At 72.3% G+C, this 14117-nt stretch carries 10 protein-coding genes; 7 read left to right on the plus strand and 3 right to left on the minus strand.

All coding sequences use genetic code 11. From position 1 onward, the window contains the following. Positions 1 to 424 precede the first annotated feature (424 nt). Complete coding sequence (dapD, locus tag OG689_RS27150) at positions 425 to 1414, minus strand: 2,3,4,5-tetrahydropyridine-2,6-dicarboxylate N-succinyltransferase (RefSeq protein WP_266323481.1); 990 nt, start codon at positions 1412 to 1414, stop codon at positions 425 to 427. A 109-nt stretch (positions 1415 to 1523) separates the two neighbouring features. Between dapD and OG689_RS27155 the strand changes: the two genes are divergently transcribed. The 3 genes from OG689_RS27155 (at position 1524) to argF (ending at position 7097) form a co-directional block, all read left to right on the plus strand. Continuing rightward, positions 1524 to 3194 (plus strand): 3' terminal RNA ribose 2'-O-methyltransferase Hen1, encoded by a 1671-nt coding sequence (locus tag OG689_RS27155; RefSeq protein WP_266323482.1) that lies wholly within the window; start codon positions 1524 to 1526, stop codon positions 3192 to 3194. Beyond that, the gene (locus OG689_RS27160; protein WP_266323483.1) at positions 3191 to 5848 is read left to right on the plus strand and encodes a polynucleotide kinase-phosphatase; all 2658 of its coding nucleotides are present in this window, start codon (positions 3191 to 3193) and stop codon (positions 5846 to 5848) included. Before OG689_RS27155 ends, OG689_RS27160 begins: the two co-directional genes overlap by 4 nt. A 247-nt stretch (positions 5849 to 6095) precedes the next feature. Then, complete coding sequence (argF, locus tag OG689_RS27165; RefSeq protein WP_266323484.1) at positions 6096 to 7097, plus strand: ornithine carbamoyltransferase; 1002 nt, start codon at positions 6096 to 6098, stop codon at positions 7095 to 7097. A gap of 175 nt (positions 7098 to 7272) precedes the next feature. Here the strand turns inward: argF and OG689_RS27170 are convergent, their stop codons facing one another. Continuing rightward, positions 7273 to 7680, minus strand: a complete 408-nt coding sequence (locus OG689_RS27170; protein ID WP_266323485.1) for a type II toxin-antitoxin system VapC family toxin — start codon at positions 7678 to 7680, stop codon at positions 7273 to 7275. Between the two features lie 150 nt (positions 7681 to 7830). Continuing rightward, positions 7831 to 8184: a hypothetical protein gene (locus tag OG689_RS27175; protein WP_266323486.1), complete on the minus strand. Its 354-nt coding sequence runs from the start codon at positions 8182 to 8184 to the stop codon at positions 7831 to 7833. 53 nt (positions 8185 to 8237) lie between these two features. On the opposite strand from OG689_RS27175, the gene OG689_RS27180 reads away from it, so the two are divergent. From OG689_RS27180 to OG689_RS27195, 4 genes are all read left to right on the plus strand, one after another. Further along, a complete protein-coding gene (locus tag OG689_RS27180) occupies positions 8238 to 9215 on the plus strand; it encodes a hypothetical protein (RefSeq protein ID WP_266323487.1) in 978 nt (325 codons plus the stop codon). After that, positions 9202 to 9336, plus strand: a complete 135-nt coding sequence (locus OG689_RS27185; RefSeq protein WP_266323488.1) for a hypothetical protein — start codon at positions 9202 to 9204, stop codon at positions 9334 to 9336. Before OG689_RS27180 ends, OG689_RS27185 begins: the two co-directional genes overlap by 14 nt. Before the next feature lie 560 nt (positions 9337 to 9896). Further along, positions 9897 to 12542 (plus strand): aconitate hydratase AcnA, encoded by a 2646-nt coding sequence (acnA, locus tag OG689_RS27190; protein ID WP_266323489.1) that lies wholly within the window; start codon positions 9897 to 9899, stop codon positions 12540 to 12542. A gap of 226 nt (positions 12543 to 12768) precedes the next feature. Continuing rightward, positions 12769 to 14088 (plus strand): glycoside hydrolase family 18 protein, encoded by a 1320-nt coding sequence (locus OG689_RS27195; protein WP_266323490.1) that lies wholly within the window; start codon positions 12769 to 12771, stop codon positions 14086 to 14088. Positions 14089 to 14117: the final 29 nt, after the last annotated feature.

Below are 14117 nucleotides of genomic sequence, written 5' to 3' on the forward strand. Positions count from 1 at the left end.
GGGGCCCCGCCGTTCCCAACGACCGCCGTCGGCGGCCGGTCACCTCGGACCACCCGATGCGGTCCAAGACCCCGTCCGGGTACGTCCCACGGGTGAGCCCGGCTTGCGGGCGGCCACTCCGCTCGGCTAGGGCGGCCGCCCGCCGCACCGCCGTACGGCGCCGCGCGACCCGCCCCGCTCCCGACTGCCTGTGCTGGGCCGGCTGTCCGTGGGCCCGGTGACCCGGCCGGCCCGGGCCCTTGTGCCCGCCGCAGCCGGTCTCGCCCCGCCGCCGGTCTCGCCCCGCGCCACCCCGCCCCGCCGCCACCCCGCGGCACCACGCCCATCACCGAAAAGGCGACGGGCTCCCGCCGCCGTCCGTGCGGACAGCGCCAGGAGCCCGGTGCCGCCGGCAGTGCCGGCGGCGGACAACCAGTGAAGGAGGTCAGTTGTGAGCGTGCAGCTCCGCGTTCAGACCGCCCCAGGAGCCGGACCGGGCGATCACCTCGACCGCGCCGGTCTGCGAGTTGCGGCGGAACAGCAGGTTGTCCTGCCCGGACACCTCGACCGCCTTGGCGACCTTGCCGTCCGGCAGCGCCACCCGGGTGCCGGCCGTGACGTACAGGCCGGCCTCCACCACGCAGTCGTTGCCGAGCGAGATGCCGATACCCGCGTTCGCGCCCAGCAGGCAGCGCTCGCCGACCGAGACGGTCTGCTTGCCGCCGCCCGAGAGCGTCCCCATGATCGAGGCGCCGCCACCGATGTCGCTGTGGTCGCCGACCACGACACCCGCGCTGATCCGGCCCTCGACCATGGAGGTGCCCAGGGTGCCGGCGTTGAAGTTGACGAAGCCCTCGTGCATCACCGTGGTGCCGACCGCGAGGTGGGCGCCGAGACGGACACGGTCGGCGTGCGCGATCCGGACGCCGGACGGGGCGACATAGTCGGTCATCCGGGGGAACTTGTCGATCCCGTAGACGGCCAGCTGGCCGCCCTGGGCGCGGACCGCGAGGCGGGCCTGCTCGACGTTGTCCACCGGCACCGGGCCGATGCTGGTCCAGGCGACATTGGCGAGCAGCCCGAAGACGCCCTCCAGGCTCTGGCCGTGCGGCTTGACCAGGCGGTGGCTCAGCAGGTGCAGCCGCAGGTAGGCGTCGTGCGCGTCGATCGGCTTCTCGTCCAGCGAGGCGATCGTGGTGCGCACCGCGATCACCTCGACGCCACGGCGCGCGTCACTGCGCAGTGCGTCGACGGCGCCCGGGCCGAGCTCGGCCTCGGCCTGCTCGGCGGTCAGTCGGACGGTGCCGGCGGGGCCGGGCTCGGCGGTGAGCTCCGGGGCGGGGAACCAGGTGTCGAGGACGGTGCCGTCGGCGGCGATGGTCGCCAGACCGGCGGCGACGGCGCCGTTTGCGAGGGAGGTGGATTCAGCAGTCACACGGTGCACGTTAACCAATTCCGGCCCGGGGCGCCGAACGCGCTCACCGGACGGACACCGCCACAAAACCCGATGCCCCCGCCGACCGGCCTCCGCGATACTCGGGCGGGTGTTCATCTCGATCTCCACCACCGGCACGGCCGAGCGCCCCGCCACCGACCTGGGATTTCTGCTGCACAAGCACCCCGGCAAGGTGCAGCGCTTCGCGACCTCCCACGGCGAGGCCCATGTCTTCTACCCGGAGGCGACCGACGAGGCCTGTACAGCGGCGCTGCTGCTGGACATCGACCCCGTCGCGCTGGTCCGGCGGGGGATGGGCAAGGGCCGCGGCGGCTCGCCCGACTTCGCCCTCTCCCAGTACGTCAACGACCGCCCCTACGCGGCCTCGTCCCTGCTCGCGGTGGCGCTGCGCACCGTGTTCCGCACCGCCATGAAGGGTGTCTGCGAGAACCGGCCCGGGCTCGCGGACGAGACCCGGCCGCTGCGGATCGTGCTGCCCGCCGTGCCCGCGAACGGGCCTGGCGAGGGCGGCGGTGCGGCCATGGTGGCCCGGCTCTTCGAGCCGCTCGGCTGGCAGGTCGAGGCGGCGCCGATCCCGCTCGACGAGACCTTCCCCGAGTGGGGGCCGTCGCGCTACCTCCGGGTCGGACTGGCGGGGACGCTGCGCCTCGCCGACGCGCTCCAGCAGCTCTACGTCCTGCTGCCGGTGCTCGACGGCGCCAAGCACTACTGGGTGGCGCCCGACGAGGTCGACAAGCTGCTCGCCGCCGGCGAGGGCTGGCTCGCGGACCACCCCGAGCGAGCCCTGATCGCCGGCCGCTACCTGGCCCGCCGCTGGTCGCTGACCCGCACGGCCATGCAGCGGCTGGAGCTCGCCCGGCTGGCGGAGGCCGACGACCGGGAGGCCGAGGAGTTCGACAACGCCGTCGACGACTCGGGGGAGACGGGCGACGCCACCGGGCCCGCCCTCGGCGGGCCGGCCGACGGCCGGCCCGCCGAGGCCGGGGCCGCGAGCGGTTCCGGCCCGGAGCCGGACGCTCCCGCGGCGCCGAAGGCCCCTTCACTGGCCGAGCAGCGCCGCGCGGCGATCCTGGACGCCCTGCGCGAGGTGGGGGCGGCCCGGGTGGCCGACCTCGGCTGCGGGCAGGGCGAGCTGATCGCCGCTCTGCTCAAGGACGCCCGGATCACCGAGGTGCTCGGCGTGGACGTGTCCTCCCGGGCGCTGTCCACCGCCGCCCGAAAGCTCCGCCTGGACCGGATGTCGGAGCGTCAGGCGGCCCGGGTCAGCCTCGTCCAGGGCGCCCTGACCTACACCGACGCGCGCCTCAAGGGCTACGACGCAGCCGTCCTCTCGGAGGTGATCGAGCACCTGGACCTGCCCCGGCTGCCGGCCCTCGAACAGGCCGTGCTGGGGGTGGCCCGTCCGTCGGCCGTCGTCGTCACCACACCCAACGTCGAGTACAACGTCCGCTGGGAGAGCCTCCCGGCCGGGCACGTCCGGCACGCCGACCACCGCTTCGAATGGGACCGCGCGCAGTTCCGGGCCTGGGCCGAGCGGGCCGCCGCGACCTACGGGTACACGGTCGTCATCCGGCCCGTCGGGCCTCACGACCCGGAGGTCGGCGCACCGACCCAGCTGGCCCTGTTCCGCCTCGGCACCCGGGCCGTCACCGGGAACGCTCCCGCTTCTGCCACCGGGACCGCTCCCACCTCTCCCGCCTCTCCCACCGCTGCCACCACCGATTCCGCGACCACCCCCGAAGGGGGCGACACCCGATGACCGACGCCGACCGCCCCACCGGGCCGACCGCCGCCACCCCGGCCGCCCCGGCCGCCCCGGCCACCCCGGCCACCCCGGCCACGCCCGCCGCGCCGCGCGTCCTCCCGGTCACGGATGTCTCCCTCGTCGTCCTGATCGGGACGAGCGGCGCCGGCAAGTCCAGCTTCGCTCGCAAGCACTTCCTGCCTACCCAGGTGGTCTCCTCGGACTTCTGCCGCGGCCTGATCGCCGACGACGAGAACGACCAGTCGGCGTCCGCCGAGGCCTTCGAGCTGCTCCACCACATCGTCGGCAAGCGTCTCGCCGGTGGGCGACTGACCGTCGTGGACGCCACCAACGTCCAGCCCGAGGCCCGCAAGCAGCTGATCAAGATCGCGCGGGACCACGACGTGCTGCCGATCGCGATCGTCCTGGACATCCCGCCGGGCGTCTGCGCCGAGCGGAACCGGACTCGTCCGGACCGCCAACTGCCCCCGCACGTCGTCCCGCGCCAGAACCGCGAACTGCGTCGCTCGCTGCGTGGCCTGGAGCGCGAAGGCTTCCGCAAGGTGCACATCCTGCGCGGCGAGGCCGAGGTCGACGCCGCCGAGATCGTCACCGAGAAGCGCTACAACGACCTGCGCCACCTCACCGGCCCGTTCGACATCGTGGGGGACATCCACGGCTGCCGATCCGAGTTGGAGACCCTGCTCACCCGCCTCGGCTACACCCTCACCCGCGACGCCGAGGGCCGCCCGGTCGACGCCACGCACCCCGGGGGCCGGACGGCCGTCTTCGTCGGCGACCTGGTCGACCGGGGCCCGGACACGCCGGGCGTGCTGCGCCTGGTGATGGGCATGGTCGGCGCCGGCCACGCCGTCTGCGTGCCCGGGAACCACGAGAACAAGCTCGGCCGCGCCATGGACGGCCGCGACGTCACCGTCTCGCACGGCCTGCAGGAGTCGCTGGACCAGCTCGCCGCCGAGCCGGAGGAGTTCCGGCAGGAGGTCCGCGCGTTCATGCGCGACCTGGTCAGCCACTACCTGCTGGACGGCGGCCGGCTGGTGGTCTGCCACGCCGGTCTGCCGGAGAAGTACCACGGCCGTACCTCCGGCCGGGTCCGCTCGCACGCCCTGTACGGGGACACCACCGGCGAGACCGACGAGTACGGTCTGCCGGTCCGGTACCCGTGGGCGGAGGAGTACCGGGGCAAGGCGCTGGTGGTCTACGGCCACACGCCCGTCCAGGTGCCCAGCTTCGTCAACAACACCATCTGCCTGGACACCGGCTGCGTCTTCGGCGGCAGCCTCACCGCGCTGCGTCACCCGGAGCGCGAGCTGGTGAGCGTCGAGGCGGAGCGGGAGTGGTACGCACCCGTCCGCCCGATGACCACGGACGCGCCGGCGCCCCACGAAGGGCGGCCGCTCGACCTCACCGACGTGGCCGGTCGCCGTGTCGTGGAGACGTCGCTGCACGGCCGGGTCACCGTCCGGGAGGAGAACGCCGCGGCCGCGCTGGAGGTGATGAGCCGCTTCGCGCTCGACCCGCGACTGCTCGCCTACCTGCCGCCGACCATGGCACCGAGCGCCACCTCGCGCCGGCCCGGCTACCTCGAACACCCCGAGGAGGCCTTCTCCTCCTACCGCGCCGACGGCGTCCAGCACGTCATCTGCGAGGAGAAGCACATGGGCTCCCGGGCGGTCGTCCTGGTGGCCAGGGAAGACACCGCGCTGGAGAAGCGGTTCGGCATCGCCGGCCCGGGTGCGATCTGGACCCGGACCGGCCGGGCCTTCCTCAGCGACGACGCGGTCACCGGCGCCGTCCTGGAGCGGGTCCGCGCGGCCGCCGAGAAGGCCGGGCTCTTCGACGAACTCGAGACCGGCTGGCTGCTGCTGGACGCCGAGCTGATGCCGTGGTCGCTGAAGGCCCTGGAACTGCTGCGCCGGCAGTACGCGGCCGTCGGGGCGGCGGCCGGGGCGGCCCTGCCCACGGTGCTGGCGGCCCTGGAGCAGGCCGCCGGCCGGGGGCTCGACCTCGGCGAGCTGACCGAGCGCCAGCGCAGGCGGGCCGCCGACGCCGAGGCCTTCGTCGCGGCGTACCGGCGCTACTGCTGGCCGACCGAGGGCCTCGCGGGCGTCCGGCTGGCGCCCTTCCAGGTGCTGGCGGCGGAGGGGGCCAACCTCGCGGTGCGGCCGCACGACGAGCACCTCGGCTGGATCGACCGGTTGGTCGCGGCGGACGACCACGAGGTCCCGCTCCTGCGGGGCACCGGCCGGCTGCTGGTCGACACCTCGGACGAGCAGTCCGTCGCGGCGGGCATCGCCTGGTGGGAGGAGCTGACCGGGGCGGGCGGCGAGGGCATGGTGGTCAAGCCGCTCTCCTCGCTGGCCCGCGGCAAGGCGGGGGAGGGACGCCCGGGCGGCCTGCTCCAGCCCGGGGTGAAGGTGCGCGGCAGGGAGTACCTGCGGATCATCTACGGCCCCGACTACACCGAGTACCTGGACCAGCTGCGGCAGCGGTTCCTCGGCCACAAGCGCTCCCTCGCCCTGCGCGAGTACGCCCTGGGCCTGGAGGCGCTGGACCGCCTGGCGGCCGGCGAGCCGCTCTGGCGGGTGCACGAGCCGGTGTTCGCCGTCCTGGCCCTGGAGTCGGAGCCGGTGGACCCCCGGCTCTAGGAATGCGGGCGAGGTGCCCGCCGGCCTGCGCGAACGCGCCGGCGGGCACCTCGCCGAGTCGTCCCGAAGCCGGGGCGGGTCAGGCCGGCGGGGCGAGGGCCGGGCCAGGCTCCGCGAGCCACGGCGGTCGCTCGGACGTTCCGTCCGGCCGCCTTCCGGAAGGCCCGATCCCCATTCTGCATAGAAATTCCAAGTATCGTATATAATTGCCGCTTCACGGTCCGCGTCACCCACTCAGGAGCCCGGCATGGCGTTCAACCTCCGGAACAGGCACTTCCTCAAGGAGCTCGACTTCACTCCCCAGGAGTTCCGCTTCCTGGTGGACCTCGCGGCCCAGCTCAAGGCCGCGAAGTACGCGGGCACCGAGCAGCCCCGGCTGCGCGGCAAGAACATCGCGCTGATCTTCGAGAAGACGTCCACCCGGACCCGCTGCGCCTTCGAGGTCGCCGCCCACGACCAGGGCGCGAGCACCACCTACCTCGATCCGTCCGGCTCGCAGATCGGCCACAAGGAGTCGATCAAGGACACGGCCCGGGTGCTCGGCCGGATGTTCGACGGCATCGAGTACCGGGGGCACGGGCAGGAGATCGTCGAGGAGCTCGCCGCCCACGCGAACGTCCCGGTCTGGAACGGACTCACCGACGAGTGGCACCCGACCCAGATGCTGGCGGACATCCTGACCGTCCAGGAGCACTCGTCGAAGCCCTTCGCCCAGACCGCTCTCGCCTACCTCGGCGACGCCCGCTCCAACATGGGCAACTCGCTGCTCGTCACCGGTGCCCTCCTCGGCATGGATATCCGGATCGTCGCTCCCAGAGAGCTCTGGCCGGCCGAGGACGTCCAGAAGGCGGCACTCGCGCTCGCCGAGGGCACCGGCGCGCGGATCACCCTGACCGAGGATGTCGCCGCGGGCGTGGCCGGCGTGGACTTCCTCTACACCGACGTCTGGGTCTCGATGGGCGAGCCCAAGGAGGTCTGGGGCGAGCGGATCGAACTGCTCAGGCCGTACCAGGTCTCGATGGACACCGTCCGGGCCACCGGGAACCCGGCCGTGAAGTTCCTGCACTGCCTGCCGGCCTTCCACGACCTCGGCACCGCCCTCGGCCGGCAGATGTTCGAGGCCACCGGCATGACCGAGCTGGAGTGCACCGACGAGCTCTTCGAGTCGGCGCACTCGGTGGTCTTCGACCAGGCGGAGAACCGGCTGCACACCATCAAGGCCGTGCTGGTCGCGACCCTCGGCGCCTGACCGTACCCTGGCGCCCCTCGCCAGGCCGCCCCCCTTGTCGGGCTACCCGTCGCCGGGCTGCCTGTCGCCGGGCCGTCGCGTAGGCGGTCGTCGCCGCGGACGACGGCGGCGGCCCGGGCCGGGGTCCCGGCCCGGCGCGGCGCCGGGGCCCCGGCCCGGCGCGGTCCGGCGGGCCTCAGGCCTGGCCGCGGACGATCCCCTGGATCTCGCAGCGCGGGCCACTGGCCCGCATCAGCCGCAGGTCGGCCGTCACCAGCGGCACGCCGTACCGCTCCGCGACCGCCACGTACGCGGCGTCGTCCGGCGTCAGGTTGTCCTTCAGCTCCCAGATCCGCTCCAGCAACGGCGCGACCTCCACCGTGCGGACGGTGAGCCCGGGCAGCTCCGCCGCCAGTTCGGCGACCCGTCCGGCCGTCAGTTCCTTGGCCAGGTAGAGCCCCCGCAGGGACTGCATCACCTCGATCAGCAGATGCTCCGGGGCCACCCACTCGCCGCCGGCCGCGAGCAGCGCCCGCGCGCGGTCGCCGCGCTCACCCTCGTCCGCCAGGGCCAGCACCAGTGCGGAAGCGTCCACCACGATCATTCACGGCCTCCGGCCTGTCGGTCGTCCATCGGTCTGTCCATCTGTCCATCTGTCTGTCTGTCTGTCGGCCCGTCGGCCCGGCACGGTCGGGTCCCTACCTCCGGACCCACCTCGGAGCCCGCCCGGGGCCGCCCGCCCACGCCGGTCCCGTCAGCCGGGCGACAGCCCCCGGGCCACCAGTATCCCGGCCAGCACCGACGCCGCGTTGGCGGTGAACGAGGCCGCGTACGGCAGCGGCCCTCGGCAGCCGGCCAGCCGTCCGATCAGGGCCGCCTCCATGGTGAGCACGGCCAGCTCCGCGAGGGTGAGGGCGGTCCAGTAGGCTGCGGCGGTCGAGCCGGTGAAGCGGCCGAGGAACCACCAGAGCGGCGGGTGCGTCGCACAGTTGACCGCCACGGCCGCCGCCGCGGCCCGCGCCGGCCGGACCTGGCCGAGCGAGAGCGACGCGACGTACAGCGGCACTTCGACGAGCAGGGTGAGCGCGAACGCGAGCAGATACGGCACGGGCGTGATCGTGCCAGGTACGGGCCGGGTCGTGGAACGGGGGAGGGATCAGGATGGCCACTGCGGTGCTTCCCCCCTCGGCGCGCGCCGTCGGCGCCGCACCCCTGGCGGGGTTCCTCGCGGCCACCGCCCTGGCACTGGCCGCGGCGCTGCGCGCGCCGGCCGGTACGGCCGTCCTCGGTCTCGCGTTGTTCGGCATCCTGCACAACGTCCTCGAACTGCGCTACGTCACCGGTCGCTTCGGGACGGTGCTGGCCGGCCCGTTCCTGAAGCTGCTGGTGGCACTGATCACCGGCATCGTGCTGTGCCGGCTGCTGCCGGTCTCCGATGCCTCCCGCGCTGCCGAGATCCTGCTGGTGTACGGGCTGCTGGCGGCGGCCTGCCTGCACGCGTTGCGCCGGCGCCCGTGGCTGCTGGCGGGGGCGGCGGTGCTCCTGCTGCTCGCGGCGGCCGCCTCGCTGAGTTTTCCCGGCTACCACTTCGTGGTGCTGACCCACCTGCACAACCTGGTGCCGCTGCTGTTCCTGCTGGAGTGGTCGCGCGGTCTGCCGCGCGGGCGGGCCGCGTTCATGGCGGTGCAGTGCGGCTGGGTGCTGGTCGTTCCGGCGCTGCTGCTCGGTGGGGTGCTGGACGGCTGGGCGGCGCCGGCCACCGCCACGGCGGACCGGCTGGCCGCCTCGTACACCCCGCCCGGCTGGCTGGACGGCTCGGCCGGGCTCCGCTTCGTCGCGGTCTTCGCCTTCCTGCAGACCATGCACTACGTGGTCTGGGTGTGGTTCCTGCCGCGCTACGCCCCCGAGGCGAGCGCCGCCTTCGAGCGCCGCGCGCCGGCCCTGCGCGGCCGCCGGGCCTGGGTGCTCGGGGTGGCGGCCGGCGCGGCCCTGGCCGTCCTGTTCGCCAGTGACTACGCCCAGGGCAAGGCCCTGTACGCGGCGTTGGCGAGCTATCACGCGTACCTCGAATTCCCCGTCCTGCTCGTGCTCGTCCTAGGTATCGACCCCATCGGGAGGAACCCCCGTGCGTCTCGCTGACATCGCCCCCGCGCCGGAAGAGTCGGCGGGCCTGCTGGTGGCCGTGATCGTGGTGGCCGCCGTCGTGCTGGTCGGCGTGGTGTTCCTGGTCCGGATCGCCCGATCCCGCCGCAAGGACTGACCGCCCGCACTCGGCCCGGTTCGGCGGCCCCGGGGGCGCTCAGGCCCGACCATCCCGACCACCCCGACCCCGACCGCCCGCGGCCTCGGCCACCGGGCCCCCGACCCGACCCCGACCCTGACCACCCGCGGCCTCGGCCACCGGGCCCCCGACCCGACCACTGACGCCCCGGTTCGGCCGTGCGGGGCCGTTCACCCGTGTGGTCCGCCGCCTGCGCCGCCCTGGTTCGCGGCGCGTCCGCCTCGTGCGGTCACCTGCCGCTTCCTCGCCGTTCGTGTCCCCGCGGGAGCCTTGGCGGGTGTGGCGGGCGCCCCGCGTCACGTCCGGCGGGGCCGATTTCGGGCAGGGTGCTACACGGGCATGCCGGGCGCGTGCTTGCGCGAGACATGCACTATGGTTTATCTCGACATCGAGATAACTGCCCACTACTATTTATCTCGACATCAAGATACTTGCCGAGAGGCGCTCACCGGCGATCCGGGTTAGGTAGGCCTAAGTTAGGCAGACCTTACCATCGAGAGGCGCCGGGCACCGCACGAAGCACCTAAAAGGAGTCAGTCGTGTCCGCGAACAGCTTCGACGCCCGCAGCTCGCTGCAGGTGGGCGACGAGTCGTACGAGATCTTCAAGCTCTCCGCCGTCGAGGGCTCCGAGCGGCTGCCCTACAGCCTCAAGGTGCTGCTGGAGAACCTGCTCCGCACCGAGGACGGCGCGAACATCACCGCCGACCACATCCGCGCCCTGGGCAACTGGGACGCCACGGCGGAGCCGAGCGAGGAGATCCAGTTCACGCCCGCCCGCGTGATCATGCAGGACTTCACCGGCGTGCCGTGTGTCGTCGACCTCGCCACCATGCGTGAGGCCGTCAAGGAGCTGGGCGGCGACCCGGCGAAGATCAACCCGCTGGCCCCGGCCGAGCTGGTCATCGACCACTCCGTCATCGCCGACAAGTTCGGCACCAAGGACGCCTTCACCCAGAACGTCGAGATCGAGTACGGCCGCAACAAGGAGCGCTACCAGTTCCTGCGCTGGGGCCAGACCGCGTTCGACGAGTTCAAGGTCGTCCCCCCGGGCACCGGCATCGTCCACCAGGTCAACATCGAGCACCTGGCCCGTACGGTCATGGTCCGGGGTGGCCAGGCGTACCCCGACACCTGCGTCGGCACCGACTCGCACACCACCATGGTCAACGGCCTGGGCGTGCTGGGCTGGGGCGTCGGCGGCATCGAGGCCGAGGCCGCGATGCTCGGCCAGCCGGTCTCCATGCTGATCCCGCGCGTGGTGGGCTTCAAGCTCAACGGCCAGCTCCCGGCCGGCACCACCGCCACCGACCTGGTGCTCACCATCACCGAGATGCTGCGCAAGCACGGTGTGGTCGGCAAGTTCGTCGAGTTCTACGGCGCGGGCGTCACCGCGATCCCGCTGGCGAACCGCGCCACCATCGGCAACATGTCGCCGGAGTTCGGCTCGACCTGTGCGATCTTCCCGATCGACGCCGAGACCATCAGCTACCTCAAGCTCACCGGCCGCGACGCGCAGCAGCTCGCCCTGGTCGAGGCGTACGCCAAGGAGCAGGGCCTCTGGCACGACCCGTCGGTCGAGCCGGTCTACTCCGAGTACCTCGAGCTGGACGTCTCCACCGTCGTCCCGTCGATCTCCGGTCCGAAGCGCCCGCAGGACCGCGTGATCCTGGCCGAGGCCGCCGACCGCTTCGCCGAGGCGCTGCCGACGTACTCCTCCGAGGCCTCGAAGCCGACCACCGTCACCTCCCCCGACGGCACGTCGTACGAGATCGACAACGGCGCGGTCGTGATCGCCTCGATCACCTCCTGCACCAACACCTCCAACCCCTCCGTCATGCTGGGCGCGGCCCTGCTGGCGAAGAAGGCCGTGGAGAAGGGCCTGACCGTCAAGCCGTGGGTCAAGACCACCCTGGCCCCCGGGTCCAAGGTCGTCATGGACTACTACGAGAAGGCCGGCCTGCTCCCGTACATGGAGAAGCTGGGCTTCAACCTGGTCGGCTACGGCTGCGTCACCTGCATCGGCAACTCGGGCCCGCTGCCCGAGGAGGTCTCGGCCGCCGTCAACGAGTCGGACCTCGCGGTCGTCTCGGTGCTCTCCGGCAACCGCAACTTCGAGGGCCGGATCAACCCGGACGTCAAGATGAACTACCTGGCCTCGCCGCCGCTGGTGGTCGCCTACGCCCTGGCCGGCAACATGAACGTCGACATCACCAAGGACGCCCTGGGTCAGGACGCCGACGGCAACGACGTCTTCCTCGCCGACATCTGGCCGACCGAGAAGGAGGTCGCCGACACGGTGGCCGGCTCGATCGACGAGGCCATGTTCGACAAGGGCTACCAGGACGTCTTCGCCGGCGACCACCGCTGGCAGTCGCTCCCGGTCCCGACCGGCAACACCTTCGAGTGGGACGCCGAGTCGACCTACGTCCGCAAGCCCCCTTACTTCGAGGGCATGGCCAAGACCCCGAGCCCGGTGAGCGACATCGCCGGCGCCCGCGTGCTGGCCAAGCTGGGCGACTCGGTCACCACCGACCACATCTCCCCGGCCGGCAACATCAAGCCGGGCACCCCGGCGGCGCAGTACCTGACCGAGAACGGCGTGGAGAAGCGCGACTTCAACTCGTACGGCTCGCGTCGTGGCAACCACGAGGTGATGATCCGCGGCACCTTCGCGAACATCCGCCTGCGCAACCAGATCGCCGAGGGCACCGAGGGCGGCTACACCCGCGACTTCACCCAGGCCGACGCGCCGGTGTCGTTCATCTACGACGCCTCGCAGAACTACCAGGCCGCCGGCATCCCGCTGGTCGTCCTGGCGGGCAAGGAGTACGGCTCCGGCTCGTCCCGCGACTGGGCCGCCAAGGGCACCGCGCTGCTCGGCGTCAAGGCCGTCATCGCCGAGTCCTACGAGCGCATCCACCGCTCGAACCTGATCGGCATGGGCGTCCTGCCGCTGCAGTACCCGGCCGGCCAGACCGCCGAGTCGCTGGGCCTGACCGGCGAGGAGACCTTCTCCTTCACCGGCGTGACCGAGCTCAACGAGGGCCGCACCCCGAAGACCGTCAAGGTCACCGCGGGTGACGTCAGCTTCGACGCGGTCGTGCGCATCGACACCCCCGGCGAGGCGGACTACTACCGCAACGGCGGCATCCTGCAGTACGTGCTGCGCAGCCTGATCGGCTGACCGACGCCGTAGGCATCGGGCCGGGCCGCATCCCCACGGGGGTGCGGCCCGGCCTTCGTCGTATCAGGAGTCGGGCCCGGCCGGGGTGTTGGAGGTGAGCCCGGCCGAATCCGTGGGCCGCTACCCCTTGTGCGGAGGGGCTCAAGTGGACTAAACCTCTGTTTCAGCTTGGTCCAGACCATTAAGTGCTGACTCAGAGAGAGCCACGGGGTCTTCTCGTATGCGCATGCCCAGCCGCACGGCCGCCCTCCTCGCCGCCCTCACGGTGGCGACCCTGGCGGCGGCTCCCGCCGCCCAGGCCCACGACGACCACCACGCTCCCCGGCTGAAGGGCCAGCGCGTCGGCTACTTCACCCAGTGGGGCATCTACAGCGGCTTCTCCGCCAAGAAGGTGCAGGACTCCGGCCAGGCCGGGAAGCTCACCGTCATCAACTACGCCTTCGGCAACGTCTCTTCGGACGGCACCTGCTTCGAGGCGAACGCGGCCGGCGTCGGTGACGCCTGGGCCGACTACCAGCGCCCGGTCGGCGCCGAGGAGTCGGTGGACGGCGTCGCCGACACCGCCGAGCAGCCGCTCAAGGGCAACTTCAACCAGCTGCGCAAGCTCAAGGCCAAGAACCCCCAGCTCAAGTCGGTCATCTCGCTGGGTGGTTGGAGCTGGTCGAAGTACTTCTCGGACGCCGCGCTCACCGACGCCTCGCGCAAGAAGTTCGTCGCCTCCTGCATCGACCTCTACATCAAGGGCAACCTCCCGCAGCTCGGTTCGGCCGAGGGCGGCGCCGGCGCCGGCGCGGGCGCCTTCGACGGTATCGACATCGACTGGGAGTACCCGGGCGGCGGCGGTGACGCCGGCAACATCGTGCGTCCGGAGGACGGCCGCAACTACACCCTGCTGATGCAGGAGTTCCGCAAGCAGCTGGACGCGCTGAGCGGGCGCAAGGGCCCGCACTACCTGCTGACCGCCGCCGTCGCCTCCAACGAGGGCCGCGCCGACCAGCTGGAGCTGCGCAAGGTCGCCAAGTCGGTGGACTGGCTCAACCTGATGACCTACGACCTGCACGGCAGCTGGGACACCCTCGGTCCGACCAACCACAACGCGAACCTGTACGCGGACAAGGCCGACCCGGCCACCGACAACAAGTTCTACAGCGTCGACCGGGTGGTCCAGCACTACCTGGACAACGGCCTGCCGGCCGACAAGGCCGTGCTCGGCGTGCCGTTCTACGGCTACGGCTGGACGGGTGTGCCGGCCGGTACCCGGGGCGGCCTCTTCCAGCCGGCGACCGGCCTGGCCCGGGGCGGCACCCTGCCCTACAACCAGATCAAGGACCTGCCCGGCAAGGTCGGTTACGACCGCCAGCACGGGGCGACCTGGAAGTACGACGGCACCGAGTTCTGGTCCTTCGACACCCCCGAGCTGCTCACCCGCAAGGCCGAGTACTCGCGCTGGAACGACCTGGCCGGCGTGATGGCCTGGGCGCTGGACAACGACGACGCCCAGGGCTCGCTGATGAAGGCGCTGGACAAGGGCCTGCAGGGCCGCTGAGACGGCGAAGGGGCCGCACCGGGTGGGAA

It is taken from the genome of Kitasatospora sp. NBC_00240 (assembly GCF_026342405.1).
In the GTDB taxonomy this organism is placed as follows: Bacteria; Actinomycetota; Actinomycetes; order Streptomycetales; family Streptomycetaceae; genus Kitasatospora.